Source organism: Paenibacillus thiaminolyticus (assembly GCF_003591545.1).
GTDB lineage: Bacteria > Bacillota > Bacilli > Paenibacillales > Paenibacillaceae > Paenibacillus_B > Paenibacillus_B thiaminolyticus_A.
On record NZ_QYZD01000017.1, the window covers coordinates 53,234 to 73,698 of the forward strand.

Here is a 20,465-nt window from a genome sequence, read left to right on the forward strand (position 1 = left end):
GCTTGAAAGGAGGTGAAAAAATGACAGGAACAATTATGAATATTTCGGCCGGAAGCGCAGCTCCGATGATGGGCGGCACGCAGGCCAAGGCTGGAGCGGCCGATGGCGGCGCCGGATTCTTGACCGTGCTCTCGCAATGCATGGATACATCGGGCGAGGGGGCGGGAGGCTTGGCTTCGCTGTTCAACCTGGGCGAAGGGACGGGCAATATACCAGCCTTGCCGGAAGAAGCAGCCGAGGTTGCTGAAGCCTTGCTTCAACCGCTGCTTGAGTCGTTGCAGTCGGCGGATGATGAATTGGAGAGCAATCCGGAGCTGTTCGCCGCGCTGCAGCAATGGGTGATGCAAGCCCAGCAATGGCTGAACGGACAGCAGCCGAATGCGGAGGACTCTAATGCATCGGCACAGAGCCCGTCCGTCCTGATCGAGCAGCCGTCCACGATTGCGATCGCGGTGCGCGATGTGCTCGCTCAACTGACCGGTCTGCTGGAAGGGAAGCAAGCGGATGCTCCGTTGATGACTCAGCTTGCCGGGAACGGACAAGCGGCGGCTGTGGTGTCGGCTGTCGTGCAGACCCAGACGCAGGCGACGTCCGAACGGCAGGCGCAAGGCGCAGGCTCGGAGCTTCCCCATGCGGCAGCAAGCGCCAAGGGGGAACAGGCACAGCCTGCCGAGGCGATACGATGGATGGCGCGGCTCGCTGACATGTTGAAGCAGGAAGGCGCAGCTAACGCCCCGACGGCTCCTGCCGCAGCCAATGCGGCACGTGCGGCAGCAGCGGTGCAAGCCCAGTCTGTGGCGCAAGCGGAAATCGTGCCAACAGCATCGGCCGGAGCGAAGCCAGCGTCAGAAACCGTGAGCGGCCCAGATCACGCACAGCCGGAGCCGCAGCTTGGACAAGTCATGCAGGCAGGCCAATGGGCCCTGCGTCAGGAAGGACTCAACTCGACGAAGCCGTTGCCCGTCATCCACGCGGACCGATTCGCGGACGAAATGGCCGGCTTCATGGTGAAGCAGCTGCGATTCAGCCGGATCGGAGGGATGTCGGAAGCGAAGATTTCCCTGTATCCGGAGCATCTGGGACAGGTAGAGGTTCGATTGACGATTCAGAACGGCCAATTGACGGCCCGCTTCTTGACTGAGCATCTGATGGCGAAGGATATGCTGGAACAGCAAATGTCCATGCTTCGCGGCGCACTGCAATCCCAAGGAATTCAAGTGGAGAAGATTGAAGTATCCCAGCAATCGTCGAATGCATTGAATTCTTCCCTGTTCCAGGAGGAGCGGAGACAGCAGGATACCCACCGCCAGCAATCGTCGGAACGGGGGGCGAAGCAGGGCAAGCGCCTGACCCTTGATGAGCTTGCCGGTACGGCAGAGGCCGGAGGGGACCTGGGGGCAGAGCAACTGCTTGGCGGGAATTCCACCTTCAGCGCAAGCGTGTAACTATTGGTAGATAACAATCAGGGAGGTACGGCCAATGGCATCAGATGCAGCAGTCGGCAAAGTCGTCACCTGGCCGAACTACAGCACAGAGAACGTGGCGCAGGCCAGCAAGAAGGATGGTCAGACGCTAGGAAAAGATGAATTTTTGAAAATTCTGATTACGCAGCTGCAAAATCAGGATCCGATGCAGCCGATGCAGGACCGGGACTTCATCGCGCAGATGGCCCAATTCAGCTCCGTCGAGCAGTTGATGAACATCCAGACCCAGCTCGGCAGCCTGCACCAGGCGCTCGGCATGTCTTCCAGCCTTATCGGAAAAGAGATAACATGGTACGGTACTTCCGAAGATAAGGAATATCAGGTAACGGGTCAGGAAGATACGAATCCGGTACTGAGAACGGGCATCGTCGAGTCGATGATTATCCGCGACGGCGTGTCCTACGCCAAGGTCGGCAAGTATGAAGTTGAGTTGAGCACGATCGCGGAGATTCGTGAACCGGGAGAAGCCCCAGGCACGGAAGAGCCGGAACAACCAGGACAGCCAGAGGAACCAGAACAGCCTGGACCGCCTGAGGAAGAGTCTCCTGGCGGAGCAGCGGAAGGCCAGTCATGAACCTCGGAGGCCCAATTGGGCATTTAGGCCCGACAGCACCGATACAGGCCGTCCAGCAGCCTGAACGGCTGAAGCAGGCCCGGCAGAGCGAGAGCAAAGCAAGCTTCCAGCAGCTCTTTCAACAGGAGCTGCAGCGGACGAACGAGGTCCGCTTCAGCCAGCATGCGAGAACCCGCATGACAGAGCGCGGCATGAACCTGACTCCCGAGCTCGTGGCCAAGATGAATCAGGCGATGAAGCAGGCCGAGGAGAAGGGGGCGCGGCAATCGCTCGTCATCATGAATAACCAGGCCTTCATCGTCAATGTGCCGTCCCGTACCGTCATTACGGCTTTGGATGAAGCGACGCGGCAGAATCATGTTTTTACGCAGATCGACAGCGCCATTCTCCTCAATGATTGAGGCATGGCGGGTCTAGAGGCTGGACCGCAAGGGAGCCTTGGCTCATGGAACGACCGAAGTGAGCCCTTTATTTAGAGGAATTCAATAACCTTTGAACTTGTACCATTAAGACATTGGAGGTAATACGATGATTCGATCGATGTATTCCGGCGTATCCGGCATGCGCGGATTTCAGACGAAACTGGACGTCATTGGCAATAACATTGCCAACGTCAATACGGTTGGCTTCAAAGGCAGCCGCGTCATGTTTAAGGATATTATGAGCCAGACGATTGAAGGCACGACCGCTCCGAATGATAACAGCGGCGGGGTGAACGCCAAGCAGATTGGACTCGGCGTCTCCCTCGCTTCCATCGATACCGTGCATACGCCAGGAAGCGCGATGACGACGAATCGCCCGCTCGACATGCGCATCGACGGCGACGGCTTCTTCGCCGTCTCGCTAGGTGATGATCAGGAGGTTCCGTTCCTGACGCGCGCAGGCGATTTCCATCTGGATGCGAACCGGAGGCTGGTCACCGCAGACGGCTTGAGCGTACTCGATTCCGGCGGCGGGGTGATCGAGTTGGAAGATGATATCGTCGCCTTCTCCATCTCGCAGACCGGTGAGATCATTGCGAAGCGGGAAGACGGCACGACAGAAGCGACGGGCGTCCAGCTCGGTGTAATCAAGGTCGTCAACCCGGAAGGCCTCGAGAAAATCGGGGGCAACCTGTACCGCTTGACCCCGAACGCGGTCGAGGAGGGTGAAGCCGAGATCGTCACCGCGAACGATCCGGAGGCGGGCACCGGCGCGATTATCACAGGTCAGCTCGAAATGTCGAACGTCGACCTGACGGGCGAGTTCACGGAGATGATCGTGGCCCAGCGCGGCTTCCAGGCGAACTCGCGCATCATTACGACATCCGATGAAGTATTGCAGGAAGTCGTCAATCTGAAGCGATAATGCGGAAGTAATCCGTTCCGAGCCCTGATGCCGCGCCTGTGAACGGCCGGCATCGGGGCCTGGAATGAAGAGGCAAAGGAGGATTTGGATGATATCCGTCACGCGATTGAACGGTTCTCCCATGTGGGTGAACGCCCTTCTCATCGAAACCGTGGAAGAGACGCCGGACACGTATGTTACGTTAACGACGGGGAAGAAGTTCATCGTACTGGAGAAGGGGCCGGAAGTGATAGGACGGATTGAACAGTATGTTCGCTCTGTCGGTATCATTGCCGGAACGAAAAAGACAGAACCATCGGAGGGACAACCATGAAACGAATGATGCCGTGGATGATCACACTCCTGCTTGCGCTGACCTTGATCGCCCTGGTCGTGATTATGATGATCAATACGAATGGTAAAGGCAACGCGCCTGGAGCACAGCAAGTGCAGACTGTAAGATTATCCGCCGATGAAATCGTGGAGATGACGTCAACGATGACAGACATCAAAACGAATCTGGCAGATCGCAGCTATATCGTATTGACCGGCTTCGCGTTCCAAATGGACACCAAGAAGACAAAGGAGCAGTTCGACAAGATCAAAGATGTTCGCATCAAGCCTCTCATTCTCAGAACCTTGGCTGATATGAAACCGGAAGACTTGCAAGGTATGAAGGGTCAGGATCAGCTGTGTGCCAAGTTGCTCGAACTGATTAATAAGCAATTGCCGGAAGGCAAGGTCGTTCAAGTGGACTTGACGGACTTTATACTTTCGCCGATTTGACGGCAGATTGACACACATGTTCAGCTGATTCCTGTAAGGGGGTGAAACGATTGGTAGACGTGCTATCGCAGAACGAGATTGACGCATTGCTCGCGGCGCTGTCCTCGGGGGAAATGGATGCGGAAGAGCTAAAAAAAGAGGAAACACAGCGTAAAATCCGTTCGTACGATTTCAAGCGTGCCGTTCGTTTTTCTAAAGACCACATTCGAAGTTTGACACGCATCCATGAAAATTTCGCCAGATTTTTGACGACATATTTTTCCGCGCAATTGCGTACTTTTGTGCAAATCAATGTCGTCCAGGTCGAGCAGTTGCCGTATGACGAATTCATCCGCTCGATACCGAAAATGACCATTTTGAATATTTTTGAGGCCGAGCCGCTCAAAGGCCGGATGGTTCTCGAGGTCAACCCGAACGTTGCATATGCCATGCTTGACCGCATGCTGGGCGGGGCCGGAGCTGCCCCTTCGAAGATCAACGTGCTGACCGAGATCGAGACGACGGTGATGGAGCGCATTTTCAGCCGGGCGTTCGAGAGCCTGCAGGAGGCGTGGAAGAGCGTGCTCGATATCCGGCCGCGGCTGGAAGCACTCGAGACGAATCCTCAATTTATGCAAATTGTCTCCCCGAACGAGACGATTGCGCTCATTTCATTGAGCACCAAGATCGGGGATACGACGGGGATGATCAACTTATGTATCCCTCATGTCGTCATTGAGCCGATTATGCCGAAGCTGTCAGTGCATCATTGGTTCGTATCTGAGAAAAAAACGCGGGAACCGATTGAGATCGAAAAATTGCGCCAACGGGTTAGCAAAGCGAAGCTTCCGATCGCCGTTGAACTTGGCACATCACAGATTTCGGTACAGGAGTTAATGCAGTTATCAATCGGCGATGTCATCGCCTTGAACAAGCCGGTTGACAGCGGTTTGACGATTCGGGTTGGTGACCGCATGAAATATATTGGCACGCCGGGTGTAGTCAAAGAGCGCGTAGCGGTACAAATCGAGCAAGTCGTGGAAGAAGGAGTGGAAGAGCATGACGAGTAAAGATTACTTGTCGCAGGAGGAAATTGACGCCCTGTTGAAAAAATCGAGCGGCGATTCATCTGAAGGCGAAGCGGAATCCCCTTCAATCGATTCCTACTTGGATCCGATCGAAGTCGATGCCCTTGGTGAGATAGGCAATATTACGTTTGGCAGTGCAGCCACCGCGCTATCCACCCTGCTGGGCAAAAAGGTGGACATTACGACGCCCCGCATCACGCTGCTGAAGCGCGAAAATCTGGAGGAGGAGTTCCCGAAGCCGCATGTCGCGGTGCACGTGCAGTATGTCGAAGGCTTCGAAGGGGTCAATTCCCTCGTCATCAAGACATCGGATGCGCAGGTCATCGCGGATTTGATGCTTGGCGGAGACGGCACGGGCCTGACCGGCGAGCTGAATGAAATTCACGTCAGCGCCGTGCAGGAGGCCATGAACCAGATGATGGGCTCGTCCGCGACGTCCATGTCCACGATTTTTAATCGGTTGGTGAACATTTCACCGCCGGGCATCGGGATCTTGAACATGTCGGATGGACAGGGGATTGACACGCTGCCTGACGCGAATGTGCTCGTCAAAGTTTCATTCCGCCTTACGATCGGCGATTTGATTGATTCGACGATAATGCAAATTTTGACGGTGCCGTTTGCGAAGGACATGGTCCGGATTTTGATGGGAACGGCGGAATCGATGTCGACAGGAGCAGAGGCCGCGCCGGAGGCTCCTGCGGCGGAAGAGGCGCCATATGCGCCACCCGCTCAGCCTGCTGCCCAGCAGCAGCCGATGGCAGGGTATGAGCAGCCTCCGATGACGGGATATGAGCAGCAGCCGATGGCGGGGGGACAAGCGCCTCAGCAGCCGTACGGACAGCCGTACGCGCAGCCTCCGTACGGAGCTCAGCCGATGCCGGCAGCTCACCTGGATCCGCAGAGCGGAGCGGCTTCCGCATTCGGCAATGTGCCGAACCGGAACGTCAATGTCCAGCCGGTGCAATTTGCGAATTTTCAACCCGGATCCTACGTGCAACATGATGAATCCAATCTAAATTTATTGTTGGACATCCCGCTCAAAGTCACAGTAGAATTAGGGAGGACACACAAACAGATCAAGGACATTCTAGAGCTCTCTCAAGGTTCCATTATTGAGCTGGACAAGCTGGCTGGCGAACCGGTCGACATTCTGGTCAACAACAAACTCATTGCCAAGGGGGAAGTTGTCGTCATAGACGAGAATTTTGGCGTTCGTGTCACCGATATTATCAACCAGTGGGATCGAATTCAAAAACTACAATAAGATTTAGGGAGGATTCAGAACGATGGCTAACCGTATTTTGATCGTAGACGATGCAGCGTTCATGCGAATGATGATTCGCGACATTTTGACTAAGAATGGATACGATGTCGTGGGAGAAGCATCAGATGGCGCTCAGGCGATCGAAAAGTTCAAAGAACATAAACCAGACCTGATTACGATGGACATCACGATGCCGGAGATGGACGGCATTGCGGCGTTGAAGGAGATTCGCAAGCTGGATCCGAACGCCAAAGTCATCATGTGCTCAGCGATGGGACAGCAGGCAATGGTTATCGATGCGATTCAGGCAGGGGCGAAGGACTTCATCGTCAAGCCGTTCCAGGCAGACCGCGTTATCGAAGCGATTAAGAAAACAATGGGATAAGCCATGCCTGACAACGGTCAAATTCAAACGCCCGGTGCCGGAGATTACATAGGCAGCTTATTGACCGTGCTGCTGTCGCTCGCAGTCATTATCGTACTTATCGTACTGCTTATTAAATGGTTGAACCGGAAAAACCGCATGTGGCAAATGAATCAAAGCATTCGCACGATCGGCGGCACCGGGCTCGGACCGAACAAGTCCTTGCAGATTATTGAAGTTGGCGATGTCGTCTACATCCTGGGCATCGGAGAGGATATTACCTTGATCGATAAAATATCCGATCCGGAGCAAGCGGCGCGCTTGATGGCGTCATTGGAGCGTGCGCCATCCAAGCCCGGGACGGCATGGCCAGCCTCTTGGTCTGACCTAAAAAGCCGTATGCGAAGAGGTTACAAGACTGCGGAGACAGACTCGGGAACGAGAGATGCGGACCCGTCTTCCGTGTCATTTCATGAAGTGTTTCATGCAAAACTTGAACAAATGCCCAGACGCGCACAACAAGTGGAGCAGTTGTTCAAAGAAGATTCCAATGAAGATCGGTAGATGGATTGATGAATAAAAAATTGCTGCTAGCTGTGACAGCCGTCCTGTTGTTGTCCGGTCTTACCGCTCATTGGGCGTCGGCGTCGCCTGTCATTCCTGACATCGACATCAAGATTGGAGACGGCGGCGGGCAGCCGGGAACATCCTCGTTGTCCTTGCTGCTGCTGATTACCGTGCTCAGCATCGCTCCGGCCATTCTCGTCCTGATGACCTCCTTCACGCGCATCGTCGTCGTGCTGGGCTTCGTCCGGACATCGCTTGGAACGCAGCAGATGCCGCCCAACCAGGTGTTAATCGGACTTGCGCTCTTTCTTACTTTGTTTGTGATGTCCCCAACGATTGGCGAAATCAATCAGGTCGCGCTGCAGCCGTATTTGAAGGGCGATCTGAACCAGACCCAGGCGTTGGAGCAAGCCTCAATACCTATGAAGAAATTCATGTTCTCGCATACCCGCGAGAAAGATTTGCTCTTATTTATGAAGTACACGAAGACCGAGAAGCCAAATACGTATCAAGACGTGCCGCTCACCGTGCTTGTGCCTGCATATGCTATCAGTGAGCTGAAGACCGCCTTTCAGATGGGTTTTATGATATTCATTCCTTTTCTGGTCATTGACATGGTCGTAGCCAGCACGCTGATGGCGATGGGGATGATGATGCTGCCTCCGGTGATGATCTCGCTTCCTTTTAAAATACTTCTGTTCGTGCTCGTAGACGGCTGGTATCTTGTCGTGAAGTCGTTGCTGATGAGTTTCAATACCTAAGTGGGAACGAATCTGACGAACGGGAGGAAGACAGGAAATGAGTGCTGAATTTATTATCGGCTTGGCGGGGCAGGCGGTGTTCACCGTATTGAAGGTGGCCGCCCCGATGCTGGCCATCGCACTGATCGTCGGGCTTGCCATTAGTATTTTTCAGGCGACGACGCAGATCCAGGAGCAGACCTTGGCCTTCGTGCCCAAAATTATCGCCGTCATGGTGGCTGTGCTCGTATTCGGCCCATGGATTTTAACGACCTTGGTCGATTTTGCTTTTAGTATTTTAAATAATTTGCACCTTTACATCGGTTAGGCAGTGAAGAGATGGAAATCCTCGTTCAGGCTTTCCCTGTTTTTTTGCTCACGCTATGTCGAATTACGGCATTCTTTGTCACAGTCCCTGTCATATCTTCGCGGGGCGTGCCGAATCATTTTCGTGTCGGACTCGCATTTTTTGTGAGCGTGATCGCCTATTTGCTGTTCGGCCTCGGCAAAACCGTGCCGGCAGACGGCATGTTTATCATTTTCATTATACGAGAAGTATTAATTGGCCTATTAATCGGATTTTTGGCCCAGCTGTTCTTCACCGCCGTGCAAACGGCCGGGTCGTTCATCGACATCCAGATCGGCTTCGGGATTGCGAATGTCATCGATCCGTTGACAGGCGCCACTTCACCGGTAATGGGGAACTTCAAGTATATCTTTGTCGTGCTGCTGTTTCTCGGGATGAACGGCCACCATTACTTTATCGACGGAATCATGCGAAGTTTTGAGTGGCTGCCGCTGGATGAAAACACCTTCTTTGAACAGATAGCGAACGGACTTGTCTCCGAATTTTTGGTGCAGTCCTTCGTTCAGGCGTTCATCATCGCGTTCCAGATTTCGGCGCCCCTCATCGTGGCGCTGTTCCTGACCGATGTGGCGCTTGGCTTTCTGGCGCGGTCGGCGCCGCAGTTCAATATCTTTGTCGTGGGCATACCGCTCAAACTGATTATCGGATTAGTTATGCTGCTACTGACCGTACCTAGTCTTATTTACGTGCTTCAGCAGTTGTTCTCCTCGCTATTCGAGGCGCTTGACCAACTGTTACGCATGATGCAGGGGGCGGGATAATGATGACACGTACGCGCCGCGGGCAGACGACACCGTCTGCCGCCCGCGAATATCAACTGAGACACCGCCTGAATCTCCAGCTGTTCTCGCAAGAGAAGACGGAGAAGGCAACCCCGAAAAAGAGGCAGGAGTCCCGCAAGAAGGGGCAGGTTGCCAAGAGCTCGGACTTGTCCGGGGCGTCTATCCTGCTTGCATGCTTCTTCTGCCTGCTAATGTTCGGGAGCTTTTATAAGGAGAGAGTGCTCGATTTATTCGCGGATTCCTTGCAGCACCGCTTGACGATGGAAGTCACGGTAGGCAATGTGACGGACTATTTCAGCCAGGTGTTCCTGAAAGGGCTCATCGTGTTAGCCCCCGTGTTTCTTGCGGCATTTCTGATGGGACTCATCGCGAATTACGCGCAGATCGGATTTTTGTTCACCGGTGAGCCCATGAAAATGAAACTGAGCAAAATCAACCCGATACAAGGGTTCAAACGGATTTTCTCGCTTCGTTCCGTTGTGGAGTTTTTGAAGTCGATATTGAAGCTGGCAGCGATTGCTGTCATCGTCTACTTGTCTTTGTGGGGGGAGCGGGATCGCATTGTCCAGATGTCGCATGTGCCCCTCAATGACATCATGAGCTATACCGCACAAATTACGCTGTCTCTCGGATTGAAGATCGGCGCCGCCTTGTTCGCGATCGCCATCATGGACTACATGTACCAACGTTATGATCATGAGAAAAGCATGCGCATGTCCAAGCAAGACATTAAGGACGAGTACAAAAAAACAGAGGGTGACCCTCTTATCAAAGGAAAAATCAAAGAACGACAACGCCGCATGGCGATGATGCGGATGATGCAGGAAGTGCCGAAGGCGGACGTTATCATTACGAACCCGACTCACTTCGCCGTCGCGCTGAAGTATGACGGTTCCGAGATGGAAGCCCCGCAAGTGATTGCGAAGGGGCAGGATTACGTTGCCCTGCGCATCAAGCAGATCGCCAAGGAGAACGGCGTACTGACCATGGAAAACAAGCCGCTCGCCCGAGCTTTATTCGAGAGGACGGAGATTGGCGAAGCCATACCAGCCGACTTGTTCCAGGCCGTGGCGGAAGTTCTGGCTTATGTATACAAATTGAAAGGCAAAGTCAATTGAGCTAACAAGTTTGGGGGAAGCAATCCGTGAAAACGCGAGATCTATTCGTCTTGGTCGGCATCATCGGCATCGTGCTCATGATGGTCCTGCCGATACCGTTATGGCTGTTGGACATCCTGCTGGTGATCAATATCTCATTGGCGCTGATGATCCTTTTGATTGCCATGAATTCGAAGGAAGCTCTGGAGTTTTCGATTTTCCCGGCAATGCTGCTCATCACGACGTTATTCCGGCTTGCGCTCAACATCTCGACGACCAAGCAGATTTTGGCAAATGGAGAAGCGGGAGATGTCGTCGCCACATTCGGCGAGTGGATAACGCAGGGCAATATCGCCGTCGGCATGGTTGTATTCCTCATTCTCGTCATCGTGCAATTCATTGTCATCACGAAGGGTTCCGAGCGGGTCGCCGAAGTCGCGGCGCGATTCACGCTCGACGCGATGCCCGGGAAGCAGATGGCGATCGATGCGGATCTGAATGCCGGGCTTATCAATGAACAACAGGCGCGCGAGCGCCGGGAGAAAATTGAGAAAGAGGCCGATTTCTACGGCGCGATGGACGGTGCCAGCAAGTTCGTCAAAGGGGACGCCATCGCCAGCATCATCATCCTGCTCATCAACCTGATCGGCGGCTTCGTCATCGGAATCGCAATGCACGGCATGGCCTTCGACGAAGCAGCATCGACTTATTCGATCCTGTCGATCGGGGACGGCCTCGTCAGCCAGATTCCGGCCTTGCTGATTTCGACCGCGGCCGGTCTCATCGTCACCCGTGCGGCTTCCAAAGGAAATCTGGCTGAGGATATGAGCACGCAGATGCTCGCTTATCCGAAGCTGCTCTACATCGTCGCCACGACGATTGCGATGCTCGGCTTGCTGACACCGATCGGCCTGAAGCCAACCGTGCCGTTCGCGGCCGTGCTGGCCATCGCCGGCTACCGGATGCAGAAAACGATGGACGAGCGTCAGGTTCAGGAGGAGCAGCTCGAAGAGGAGCAGCAGATCGAGGAGGTCCGCAGTCCGGAGAGCGTCATCAACCTGCTGCAGGTGGATCCGATCGAGTTCGAATTCGGCTACGGGCTTATTCCGCTCGCCGACGCCCAGCAAGGCGGCGACCTGCTGGACCGGATTATCATGATCCGCAGGCAATGCGCGCTTGAGCTCGGTCTCGTCGTTCCCGTCATCCGGATCCGGGACAATATCCAGCTGAAGCCGAACGAATATGTCATCAAAATTAAAGGCAATGCCGTTGCCCAGGGCGAGCTGCTGCTCAATCATTATTTGGCGATGAACCCGGGCTATGAGGATGATTCCGTCTCCGGCATCGAGACGACGGAGCCGGCCTTCGGCCTTCCGGCCCTGTGGGTCGACGAGACGATGAAGGAACGGGCGGAGCTGGCTGGATATACCGTCGTTGATCCGCCGTCCGTCGTCGCAACGCATCTGACTGAGATCATTAAGCGGCATGCGCACGAGTTGGTCGGCCGCCAGGAGACGAAAGCGCTCGTGGAGACCGTCAAGGAGCAGTATCCGGCGCTGGCCGACGATCTGATCCCGAATGTGCTCTCTATCGGGGAAGTGCAGAAGGTGCTGGCGAAGCTGCTGCGTGAGAAGATATCGATTCGCGATTTGGTTACCATCTTCGAGACGCTGGCTGATTACGGGACCTATACGAAGGATCCGGATGTGCTTACGGAGTATGTCCGTCAGGCGCTGGCCCGCCAGATCACCCAGCAGTACGTCACTCCAGGGGAGACGCTGCGCGTCATTACGGTCGGTCCTACACTGGAGAAGAAGATTGCGGAGAGTGTGACGCAGAACGAGCACGGATCTTATCTCGTTATGGATCCGGGCACGACGCAGCAGGTGTATCAGCGGATAAGCGATCAGGTGCAGCGTCTCCTGCAATCGGGGCATTCGCCGGTCCTGCTCGCGTCCCCATCCATCCGCATGTACATGCGGCAGCTGCTGGAGCGCGCCATGCAGGATATTCCGGTACTCTCTTACAATGAGCTTGAGCCTAGCGTAGAAATTCAAAGTGTCGGAGTGGTGAATGTATGAGAGTAAAAAAGTACATTGTGGAGACGATGCCCGAAGCGATGAGCCAAATTCGTCAAGAATTGGGGCAGGATGCGGTCATCATCAGCACGAAGGAAGTTCGTACTGGCGGCTTTCTCGGCATGTTCAGCCGCAAGGCGATCGAGGTGGTCGCGGCTGTGGACGAACAAGCACAGCCGTCCCGGCCGGCCGGCTCCGCAGCTAGGGCAGCGGCTCCCGCCGAGCCCCCGGCGCGGGTCTACGTCTCGCCGACGGCGGCGCGCAGCGCTTATGGCGGCGCTCCGGCCGAGCCGCGTCCGCCCGCTCCGCAGGTGAAGGAAGCGGCTCCCGACTACACTGCGCCGCGGCCGATACAACCGGAGGAGCAAGCATCTCCGGCCGCGGGAGCCGAAGAGCGGGCGCGACCAGCTCAGCGGGAGGAGACGGGATTGGCGGCCGCCGCGCCGCTGGCGTTCGCCTCCGAGCTTGAGGCGGCCGTAACGCAAGCATCCCGGCGTCCGCTGCTGGACGCGGAATGGCAGACCGAGATGGCCGAGATGAAGCAGATGATGCACAAGGTGATGCAGCGCGTCTACCAGGAGAGCTGGCCGGAACCGTTCAAGGAGATGGAACGGCTTCTGCTGCGGCAGGGCGTTGGCAGCGAGCTGGTCAACCGCTTCATCGAGGCGGCTGCAGAGCAATGCCCGCACCCGAAGGACGCATCGGCTGCTGAAGCGAAGCGGCTCGTTACCGAACAGGTAAGCGAGCAGCTTCTGAATTGGCAGGGGGACGGCATTACGAAGGCTACCCGCATCGTATACTTCGTCGGTCCGACGGGCGTCGGGAAGACGACGACGATTGCCAAGCTGGCCGCGGATCAGATTTTTCACCATGGCCGCAAGGTCGGATTTATTACGGCAGATACATACCGGATTTCGGCCGTCGAGCAGCTGCGGACGTACGCTTCAATCCTGAACGTCCCGCTGGAGGTCGTCACTTCGCCTGGCGATACGGAGCGGGCGCTGAACGCGCTTGAAGCATGCGACCTCATTTTGATGGACACGGCCGGACGCAATTTCCGCAATGACATGTTCGTCAACGAGCTGAACACGATGCTCAAGCCGCTTCCGTTCAGCATGACCTTCCTCGTGCTGAGTCTGACGTCGAAGACCGAGGACATGCTGGCCATCTGGGAACGGTTCGAAAATCAGCGCATCGACAGTCTCATTCTGACCAAAGCGGATGAGACCGCAACATACGGAACGATATTGAACTTGGCGTCCCGGGTGAAGATTCCCTGCAGCTATTTGACGACAGGGCAGAACGTACCCGATGACATACAGCCTTTTCAAGTGAATGACGCGGTGCGATGGATAATGGGAGATTGACCTCATGATGAATGACCAAGCTCAAGCGCTACGCAGACTTGTCAGCAAGAAGCTTCAGAGCGGGCCGCCTGCGCCGGCGGAGCCGGGCCAGCCGCGATCGGCCCGCATCATTACCGTCACGAGCGGGAAGGGAGGCGTCGGCAAATCGAATGTCACTTTGAACTTCGCCTTGTCGCTCCAGCAGCTTGGCTGCCGCACGCTGGTATTCGACGCCGACATCGGAATGGCGAATATCGATGTGCTGATCGGATCGCCTTCACCCTATAGTCTGGCCCATGTGCTGCACGGAACGAAGACGCTGCGGGACATTATCCAGATTGGCCCCGGCGGCCTTCACTATGTGCCGGGAGGCTCCGGGCTGCAGGATCTGCTCGATATGCCCGTGGAACAGATCGACAGCTTCCTAACCGAGATGGATGCGATGTCGGAGTTATATGATGTCATTCTGTTCGATACGGGAGCCGGATTGAGCAAAGAGACGCTGCGCTTCATCATGGCGGCAGACGAGACATGGATTGTGACGACACCGGAGCCGACGGCGATCGCGGATGCGTACGCCGTGCTGAAGCTGGTGTCGGGCTTAGGGCATCACTGCCCGCTCCGGCTTATCGTGAACCGCGCATCCGACTGGAAGGAAGGAACGCAGACGGCAGACCGGCTGACCTCGGTCAGCGAGCGATTCCTGAATCGGAGCTTGCCGGTTCTCGGATACATTTATGACGATCCGCATGTGATGCAGGCCGTGAAGAAGCAGGAGCCCTTCACTATCCTCTATCCGCAATGCAGGGCATCGGCGCAGATCAGGGAACTGGCGCGGGTATATACCCAGGGCATCAAGCAGACGGAAGCCGGGGAATCACCAGGGGGAGTCAAGCAGTTCGTGCAAAAATGGCTGCGCCGCTGGTCGAACTGATGCATGCCGAACAGGCGCACGGAAGCTTCATACTCGCCAACAACCGGTATGGAAGCTCGCATGACTGCAATCCTCAATAGACATACTTTTTTGAACAACCTCGATAAGGGAGCGTGATGGATTGTGACAACCAAGAAAATACTTGTCGTAGACGATTCGGCCTTCATGCGCGCCATTATATCGGATTTGATTTCACGCGAATCGACCTTTGAGGTGGTAGGCACAGCCCGGGATGGAGAAGAAGCTGTACGCAAGGTGAAGGAGCTCCTGCCGGATGCGGTTACGCTGGACGTCGAGATGCCTGTTCAGAATGGCTTGCAGGCCCTTCAGCAAATTATGGCTCAATGCCCGACACCGGTCATTATGCTCTCAAGCTCGACCGAAGACGGGCGTTCCGAGACGCTGACGGCTTTGGAATTGGGTGCGATCGACTTCGTGTGCAAGCCATCTCCTACGGGTGGAGCAGGCACGATCGAAGAAGTTGGACAGATGCTGGTCGACAAGCTTCATGCAGCTATCGCCTCTGCGGAACGCAGACGGCAGATGGAACGGCTGAAGCTTCTAATCGGTTCTGGCGACGAGAGCCCGGACCCTCGCCGGACGGCGAAGCCGGCCGCTTCGCCGCCAGCACAGGATCAGCGCTCAGCGGAGCTGGCGCGGCGCGGGCGCACGAGCGGTACGCCGCCTGCGGCGGACGGCAAGCAGGCGCGGCGAAGAGGGGAATCGCCGCCGCCTCTGCCGCCCGCGGCCGCGAGAGGCAGCCGGCCGAGGCCGGTTCTGCCCGCCGAAGAGTCGGGCAGAGCTGTTGGCGGCCCTTCCGTTCGCGGTGCGGGCGGCGGTTCCGCCAAGACGGCAGAGCCGGAACGGGCTGGGCGGTTCCGCCATATTGTCGCTATCGGGACCTCCACAGGCGGTCCGCGGGCGCTGAAGACGCTGCTGTCCGCGCTGCCGCATCATCTGCCGGCGCCCGTGCTCATCGTCCAGCATATGCCGCCGAACTTCACCCGTTCGCTGGCAGAACGGCTGGACAGCTACAGCGAGCTGAAGGTGAAGGAAGCCGAGGATGGAGAGGTGCTCATGAGCGGAACGGCTTATATCGCGCCCGGCGGTCTCCACATGACGGCGGTTGCCCGTCCGGACGGCACGTATGCCATTGCCTTGAACCGGACGGACCCCGTATCTGGGCACCGGCCTTCCGTGGATCGGCTGTTCGAGTCACTGCTCCCTTTGCGGCAGCTTAAGCGCCATGCCGTGATCTTGACCGGAATGGGCAGCGACGGGGCCAAAATGATGCAGCGCCTGGCCGAGGACGGCGCCGCCTCGGCCTTCGCGGAAAGTGAAGAGAGCTGTGTCGTATTCGGAATGCCGCGCGCAGCGATCGAACTCGGGTGTGTATCCCAAGTCATTCCATTGCAAGACATGGCTGGCGCTATCATAACGGCTACGTCGGGGTAGCGCGAAGCTGTACATGAGTGTGTGTTCAATAAGGCGGGCCTTTTTGAACGACCTCTATATCGGAAAGGGGGGGCGAACATGGATCTGAATCAGTATTTATCCATGTTTATTGACGAAGCGAACGACCATTTGCAAGCACTGAACGAGCATATGCTGGAACTGGAGAACAGTCCGGACGATGTCGGCATCGTCCAGATTATTTTCCGTTCGGCACACACCTTGAAAGGCATGTCGGCGACGATGGGGTTTGAAGATCTTGCGTCGTTGACCCACCAGATGGAAAATGTGCTGGATATGATTCGCAACCATCAACTAAAAATGGACGAGTTCATATTCGATACGCTGTTCCGCAGTCTTGATTCGCTGGAGGCGATGGTGTCGGATATTACGCAAGGCGGCGAGGGAAAAGCAGACGTAACGCAAATATTGGCCGCCTTGAAGTCAATCGAGACGGGAGAATACCGCACCGCATCCTCGCAGGAGAAGGAGGATGCGGGCGGCGGCGAGGAGGCATCCGGCGAAACGCTGGATGAATTCCAGCGCAGCATCCTGGAGCAATCGCTGGAATCCGGGATGAACGTCTATCATCTGCGCGTCCGTTTGCGGGACGACTGCGTATTGAAGGCAGTCCGCGCCTATATGGTATTCCAGGTGCTCGGCCAGCATGGGGAAGTGGTCAAGTCCACTCCGCCGGCACAGGATATCGAGCAGGATAAATTCGACTCCGAGTTCACCGTATTTTTCGTCAGTACGACCGAGCAAGCCGAACTGGAACGTGAAATCAATCAGGTATCCGAGCTCGAATCCGTCACTTTCGTCTCGATGAGCACCAATGACGTTCGCGAATGGAACCGCAATGTAGAAGGCGTCATGAAGGCGGTCCAGGAGACGGCAGCTGCGGCAGCGGCTCCGGAAGCGGCACAAGCGAGCCCGGCCCCGGCGCAGGCGGCACCGAAGCCGGCCGCGGCCAAATCGCCGGACGCGCCTCGCGCAGGCGCGGGGAACGGCTCCAAGCCCGTGCAGAGCCGGACGATTCGTGTTGATATCGATCGTCTTGATGTATTGATGAATCTATTGAGCGAGATGCTTATTGACCGGGTGCGGCTGGAACAAATTGCGGGCGAATTGAAGACAACGGAATTGACGGAGACGGTCGAGCATCTGGTCCGGGTCAGCTCCGACCTGCAGAACATTGTCCTGAAGATGCGCATGGTTCCGGTCGATACCGTATTCAGCCGCTTCCCGCGCATGGTGCGCGACTTGGCCAAATCGCTGGATAAGAAGATCGATTTCATCATAACCGGTGCGGAAACCGAGCTGGATCGTACCGTCATTGATGAAATCGGAGACCCGCTCGTCCACCTGCTCCGGAACGCGGTCGACCATGGTGTCGAATCGGTGGCGGAGCGCTTGGAGAAGGGCAAGCCGGAGACGGGAACGGTACATCTTCGCGCCTATCACAGCGGCAACCATGTCTTCATCGAGATCGAGGAGGACGGGCATGGCATTGACCGGGACAAGGTGTTGAGCAAAGCGATTAAGAACGGGGTTATCACCCAAGAGAAGGCCGCTTCGATGAGCGACGAGCAAGTGTATCAGCTGCTGTTCTCCTCGGGCTTCAGCACGGCGGAGAAAATATCGGACGTCTCGGGACGCGGGGTCGGCCTCGATGTCGTCAAGTCCAAGATTACGGCGCTCGGCGGCCATGTCGTCGTCGAATCGCAGTTCGGGCAAGGCACGAAGTTCATCGTCCAGCTTCCGCTTACGCTGTCCATCATGTCGGCGATGCTGTTCCGGTTAGGCGACGAGAAATACGCGATTCCGCTGACATCCATTGTAGAGACCGGTCTCGTTACGAAGGACAAAATCCGGCGCGTCCATGGCGGCATCCGCATGGTCGATTACCGGGACAGCGTCATCCCGCTGCTATCGCTCAGCGCCCTGTTCGATTGCGAAGGGTACTCTGATTTCGACGAAGACGAAGTGGAGATTATCATCATCAGCAAGGGCGATCGGCTCGCTGCGCTCGCCGTCCAGGAATTCATCGGGCAGAGCGAGATTGTGCTCAAGCCGCTCGGCAACTATTTGAAGAACATCCCGGGCATCTCGGGCGCAACCATCCTCGGCGATGGCCAGGTGGCGCTCATTGTCGATACGAATGCGTTATTGAAATAACCGCTACAGATCAAGATACGAGGAGGAACGGTCATGGCAGAGGATATGAAAGTCGTGGTCTTTATGTTGGGGACGGAAGAATATGGCGTCGAAGTGGAGAAAGTGAAGACGATTGAACGCATGATGCCGATTACGCGCGTGCCGAAAACATATGATTTCATCAAAGGAGTCATTAATCTGCGTGGGGTCGTCATTCCGGTCATCGAGCTGCGGGGCCGCTTCGGCATGCCGGAGGCGGAAGCGACGGATCAGACGCGGATTATCATTGTGACGCATGGCGATCTGGAAGTCGGCTTCATCGTCGACAATGCGAGCGACGTCATGGACATCAATGAGGAGAACATTGAGGCGGCACCGGAAGTCGTGGGCGGCATTCAAGCGAAATATTTGCGCGGCGTAGCGAAAATCGGAGAAGACCGCCTTCTTATCATGCTGAATCTGGCGGAAGTGCTCAACAAAAGCGAAATTATTAAGCTTGAGCAACTAGAGGCATAGCCCAGTGCATCTGTATGAACATCTGGGCGCCTTCAAGATGGATGTCCTGAAGGAAGTGGGAAACATCGGCGCCGGCAATGCCGCCACGGCGCTGTCCCGCTTGCTGAACCGCACCATCGATATGAAAGTGCCCCAAGTGCGCCTGATGCCGTTTGATTGCATCGCCGATGAGGTCGGCGGGCCGGAGCAGGTGGTTATCGCGATTTATTTCCGGGTTGAGGGCGATGCGCCCGGTCATCTTTTCTTCATGTTCGATCCGGAGGCGGCCAAGATGCTGCTCTCCTATCTGGCTGCGGTGCCATTAGAGGGTGGGGAATGGTTCTCGGAGATGGAGCTGTCGGCCTTGGCGGAAATCGGAAATATTTTGGCAGGTTCGTACTTGTCCTCGTTAGCAGACTTCACCCGGATGATGATGTCTCCGACGGTACCGCAGCTGGCGATTGACATGGCGGGAGCGGTGTTGAATTACGGCATACTTCAATACGGGGAAATGGGAGACAGCGCGCTGCTCATCGACACGAAGTTTTTGGAAGGCTGCGATGAAGTGCAGGGCACCTTTTTCCTGATTCCCGATCCGGACTCTTTTTCTAAAATTTTCGCTGCCTTGGGAGTGCCTTTACATGATTGAAGAGTCCAAGATTGTTAAAGTAGGTATGGCCGATTTGAATGTATGCCGCTTCGGATCCATACGCACGACCGGGCTAGGTTCCTGTGTCGGATTTACGTTGTACGACCCCGTCGCCAAGATTGCGGGCATGGCTCATATTATGCTCCCCTCCTCGGCCATAGCGCGGGAAGGTTCGGTCAATATCGCCAAATATGCCGATACGGCCGTGCCCGAGCTGCTGCGGCGCATGGAAGCCGAAGGGGCCAGGCAGGGGAGACTGCAGGCCAAAATGGCGGGCGGAGCCCAGATGTTCGCGTTTGCTTCCAATAATGAAATGATGCGAATCGGTCCGCGTAATGTGGAAAGTTGCAAGCAACTGCTGGACCAGCACGGCATTCCGTTGTTGTCGGAGGATACGGGCGGCTCATACGGGCGAACGATTGAATTGCGCTGTGATGACGGTATGCTTCATATTCGAAGCGTACAACAGGGAGTAAAGGAAATATGACGATGAGGGGAACGATTCGTTGGAATTTTATAGTCGGAATCGTCGGATTTGTTATCACTTTATTACTTTCTTGGAGCAGCAATCTGTGGACAACCAGTCTGATTCGCGGAGCGATCGCATTTGCTGCCTGGTTCGCGCTTGGCTTCGCGATCCGCTTCGCGGCGGGCGTGCTGGGCGCGCCTGACGCCCAGGCTGCCTCATCGGCCCCGAACGGAGAGGACAAAGGAAATCTGGTCGATATGACGACGCCGGATGAGAGCGATATGCTTCACGAGATGCTGCGCCCGATGTCCGATGAGGAGAAGCCAACCGAGCGGGAAGACGATGACGGACAAGCATTTCAACCGTTAAACCCGCCCAAGCTCGTGACCAAAGAACCGCTGCCGGATGCGGGGCAATTGGCACAAGCTGTTCGTCACCTGACACAAAAGTAAGGAGGCTGACTG

23 protein-coding genes are annotated in these 20,465 nt (G+C 56.0%); all 23 read left to right on the forward strand.

The window, feature by feature from the left end:
• Positions 1-20 precede the first annotated feature (20 nt).
• The 23 genes from DQX05_RS18080 (at position 21) to DQX05_RS18190 (ending at position 20,453) form a co-directional block, all read left to right on the forward strand.
• Positions 21-1,445 carry a flagellar hook-length control protein FliK gene (locus tag DQX05_RS18080; RefSeq protein WP_182914808.1) on the forward strand — a complete coding sequence of 475 codons (1,425 nt, stop codon included), beginning with the start codon at positions 21-23 and terminating at the stop codon, positions 1,443-1,445.
• A 34-nt stretch (positions 1,446-1,479) separates the two neighbouring features.
• Positions 1,480-2,058: a flagellar hook capping FlgD N-terminal domain-containing protein gene (locus DQX05_RS18085; protein WP_119794907.1), complete on the forward strand. Its 579-nt coding sequence runs from the start codon at positions 1,480-1,482 to the stop codon at positions 2,056-2,058.
• Entirely contained in the window at positions 2,055-2,459 is a 405-nt protein-coding gene (locus DQX05_RS18090) for a TIGR02530 family flagellar biosynthesis protein (protein ID WP_119794908.1), read from the forward strand. The genes DQX05_RS18085 and DQX05_RS18090 overlap by 4 nt, the downstream gene beginning before the upstream one ends.
• Before the next feature lie 127 nt (positions 2,460-2,586).
• On the forward strand, positions 2,587-3,405 hold the full coding sequence (gene flgG / locus DQX05_RS18095; protein ID WP_119794909.1) for a flagellar basal body rod protein FlgG: 819 nt from the start codon (positions 2,587-2,589) through the stop codon (positions 3,403-3,405).
• Between the two features lie 88 nt (positions 3,406-3,493).
• Complete coding sequence (locus DQX05_RS18100) at positions 3,494-3,718, forward strand: flagellar FlbD family protein (protein WP_119794910.1); 225 nt, start codon at positions 3,494-3,496, stop codon at positions 3,716-3,718.
• Positions 3,715-4,170, forward strand: coding sequence for a flagellar basal body-associated FliL family protein (locus tag DQX05_RS18105; RefSeq protein ID WP_119794911.1), 456 nt, complete (start codon positions 3,715-3,717; stop codon positions 4,168-4,170). The genes DQX05_RS18100 and DQX05_RS18105 overlap by 4 nt, the downstream gene beginning before the upstream one ends.
• A gap of 50 nt (positions 4,171-4,220) precedes the next feature.
• Positions 4,221-5,219, forward strand: a complete 999-nt coding sequence (gene fliM / locus DQX05_RS18110) for a flagellar motor switch protein FliM (protein ID WP_119794912.1) — start codon at positions 4,221-4,223, stop codon at positions 5,217-5,219.
• Complete coding sequence (gene fliY, locus DQX05_RS18115) at positions 5,209-6,504, forward strand: flagellar motor switch phosphatase FliY (RefSeq protein WP_119794913.1); 1,296 nt, start codon at positions 5,209-5,211, stop codon at positions 6,502-6,504. The genes fliM and fliY overlap by 11 nt, the downstream gene beginning before the upstream one ends.
• Before the next feature lie 22 nt (positions 6,505-6,526).
• Positions 6,527-6,889 carry a response regulator gene (locus DQX05_RS18120; protein WP_087441432.1) on the forward strand — a complete coding sequence of 121 codons (363 nt, stop codon included), beginning with the start codon at positions 6,527-6,529 and terminating at the stop codon, positions 6,887-6,889.
• Positions 6,890-6,892: 3 nt separating this feature from the next.
• Positions 6,893-7,432, forward strand: a complete 540-nt coding sequence (locus DQX05_RS18125; protein ID WP_119794914.1) for a flagellar biosynthetic protein FliO — start codon at positions 6,893-6,895, stop codon at positions 7,430-7,432.
• 8 nt (positions 7,433-7,440) lie between these two features.
• Positions 7,441-8,196 (forward strand): flagellar type III secretion system pore protein FliP, encoded by a 756-nt coding sequence (gene fliP, locus DQX05_RS18130; protein WP_119794915.1) that lies wholly within the window; start codon positions 7,441-7,443, stop codon positions 8,194-8,196.
• 37 nt (positions 8,197-8,233) lie between these two features.
• The gene (gene fliQ / locus DQX05_RS18135) at positions 8,234-8,503 is read left to right on the forward strand and encodes a flagellar biosynthesis protein FliQ (protein WP_087441429.1); all 270 of its coding nucleotides are present in this window, start codon (positions 8,234-8,236) and stop codon (positions 8,501-8,503) included.
• A gap of 11 nt (positions 8,504-8,514) precedes the next feature.
• Positions 8,515-9,303: a flagellar biosynthetic protein FliR gene (fliR, locus tag DQX05_RS18140; RefSeq protein ID WP_087441428.1), complete on the forward strand. Its 789-nt coding sequence runs from the start codon at positions 8,515-8,517 to the stop codon at positions 9,301-9,303.
• Positions 9,304-9,305: 2 nt separating this feature from the next.
• Entirely contained in the window at positions 9,306-10,442 is a 1,137-nt protein-coding gene (flhB, locus tag DQX05_RS18145; RefSeq protein ID WP_119794972.1) for a flagellar biosynthesis protein FlhB, read from the forward strand.
• Positions 10,443-10,468: 26 nt separating this feature from the next.
• The gene (flhA, locus tag DQX05_RS18150; RefSeq protein ID WP_119794916.1) at positions 10,469-12,502 is read left to right on the forward strand and encodes a flagellar biosynthesis protein FlhA; all 2,034 of its coding nucleotides are present in this window, start codon (positions 10,469-10,471) and stop codon (positions 12,500-12,502) included.
• Positions 12,499-13,866: a flagellar biosynthesis GTPase FlhF gene (gene flhF, locus DQX05_RS18155; protein ID WP_119794917.1), complete on the forward strand. Its 1,368-nt coding sequence runs from the start codon at positions 12,499-12,501 to the stop codon at positions 13,864-13,866. Before flhA ends, flhF begins: the two co-directional genes overlap by 4 nt.
• A gap of 4 nt (positions 13,867-13,870) precedes the next feature.
• Entirely contained in the window at positions 13,871-14,779 is a 909-nt protein-coding gene (locus DQX05_RS18160; RefSeq protein WP_119794918.1) for a MinD/ParA family protein, read from the forward strand.
• A 123-nt stretch (positions 14,780-14,902) separates the two neighbouring features.
• Entirely contained in the window at positions 14,903-16,234 is a 1,332-nt protein-coding gene (locus DQX05_RS18165; RefSeq protein ID WP_119794919.1) for a protein-glutamate methylesterase/protein-glutamine glutaminase, read from the forward strand.
• Between the two features lie 78 nt (positions 16,235-16,312).
• On the forward strand, positions 16,313-18,409 hold the full coding sequence (locus tag DQX05_RS18170) for a chemotaxis protein CheA (RefSeq protein WP_119794920.1): 2,097 nt from the start codon (positions 16,313-16,315) through the stop codon (positions 18,407-18,409).
• 33 nt (positions 18,410-18,442) lie between these two features.
• A complete protein-coding gene (locus DQX05_RS18175; protein ID WP_119794921.1) occupies positions 18,443-18,904 on the forward strand; it encodes a chemotaxis protein CheW in 462 nt (153 codons plus the stop codon).
• Positions 18,905-18,941: 37 nt separating this feature from the next.
• Complete coding sequence (locus DQX05_RS18180) at positions 18,942-19,532, forward strand: chemotaxis protein CheC (RefSeq protein ID WP_119794973.1); 591 nt, start codon at positions 18,942-18,944, stop codon at positions 19,530-19,532.
• Entirely contained in the window at positions 19,525-20,019 is a 495-nt protein-coding gene (locus DQX05_RS18185) for a chemotaxis protein CheD (RefSeq protein ID WP_119794922.1), read from the forward strand. The genes DQX05_RS18180 and DQX05_RS18185 overlap by 8 nt, the downstream gene beginning before the upstream one ends.
• Positions 20,016-20,453 carry a hypothetical protein gene (locus tag DQX05_RS18190; RefSeq protein WP_119794923.1) on the forward strand — a complete coding sequence of 146 codons (438 nt, stop codon included), beginning with the start codon at positions 20,016-20,018 and terminating at the stop codon, positions 20,451-20,453. The genes DQX05_RS18185 and DQX05_RS18190 overlap by 4 nt, the downstream gene beginning before the upstream one ends.
• Positions 20,454-20,465: the final 12 nt, after the last annotated feature.

Coding starts and splice junctions, on each gene's coding strand:
- DQX05_RS18080 (WP_182914808.1), top strand. CDS start 21: ATGACAGGAACAATTATGAATATTTCGGCCGGAAGCGCAGCTCCGATG.
- DQX05_RS18085 (WP_119794907.1), top strand. CDS start 1,480: ATGGCATCAGATGCAGCAGTCGGCAAAGTCGTCACCTGGCCGAACTAC.
- DQX05_RS18090 (WP_119794908.1), top strand. CDS start 2,055: ATGAACCTCGGAGGCCCAATTGGGCATTTAGGCCCGACAGCACCGATA.
- flgG (WP_119794909.1), top strand. CDS start 2,587: ATGATTCGATCGATGTATTCCGGCGTATCCGGCATGCGCGGATTTCAG.
- DQX05_RS18100 (WP_119794910.1), top strand. CDS start 3,494: ATGATATCCGTCACGCGATTGAACGGTTCTCCCATGTGGGTGAACGCC.
- DQX05_RS18105 (WP_119794911.1), top strand. CDS start 3,715: ATGAAACGAATGATGCCGTGGATGATCACACTCCTGCTTGCGCTGACC.
- fliY (WP_119794913.1), top strand. CDS start 5,209: ATGACGAGTAAAGATTACTTGTCGCAGGAGGAAATTGACGCCCTGTTG.
- DQX05_RS18120 (WP_087441432.1), top strand. CDS start 6,527: ATGGCTAACCGTATTTTGATCGTAGACGATGCAGCGTTCATGCGAATG.
- DQX05_RS18125 (WP_119794914.1), top strand. CDS start 6,893: ATGCCTGACAACGGTCAAATTCAAACGCCCGGTGCCGGAGATTACATA.
- fliP (WP_119794915.1), top strand. CDS start 7,441: ATGAATAAAAAATTGCTGCTAGCTGTGACAGCCGTCCTGTTGTTGTCC.
- fliQ (WP_087441429.1), top strand. CDS start 8,234: ATGAGTGCTGAATTTATTATCGGCTTGGCGGGGCAGGCGGTGTTCACC.
- fliR (WP_087441428.1), top strand. CDS start 8,515: ATGGAAATCCTCGTTCAGGCTTTCCCTGTTTTTTTGCTCACGCTATGT.
- flhB (WP_119794972.1), top strand. CDS start 9,306: ATGACACGTACGCGCCGCGGGCAGACGACACCGTCTGCCGCCCGCGAA.
- flhF (WP_119794917.1), top strand. CDS start 12,499: ATGAGAGTAAAAAAGTACATTGTGGAGACGATGCCCGAAGCGATGAGC.
- DQX05_RS18160 (WP_119794918.1), top strand. CDS start 13,871: ATGATGAATGACCAAGCTCAAGCGCTACGCAGACTTGTCAGCAAGAAG.
- DQX05_RS18170 (WP_119794920.1), top strand. CDS start 16,313: ATGGATCTGAATCAGTATTTATCCATGTTTATTGACGAAGCGAACGAC.
- DQX05_RS18175 (WP_119794921.1), top strand. CDS start 18,443: ATGGCAGAGGATATGAAAGTCGTGGTCTTTATGTTGGGGACGGAAGAA.
- DQX05_RS18180 (WP_119794973.1), top strand. CDS start 18,942: ATGGATGTCCTGAAGGAAGTGGGAAACATCGGCGCCGGCAATGCCGCC.
- DQX05_RS18185 (WP_119794922.1), top strand. CDS start 19,525: ATGATTGAAGAGTCCAAGATTGTTAAAGTAGGTATGGCCGATTTGAAT.
- DQX05_RS18190 (WP_119794923.1), top strand. CDS start 20,016: ATGACGATGAGGGGAACGATTCGTTGGAATTTTATAGTCGGAATCGTC.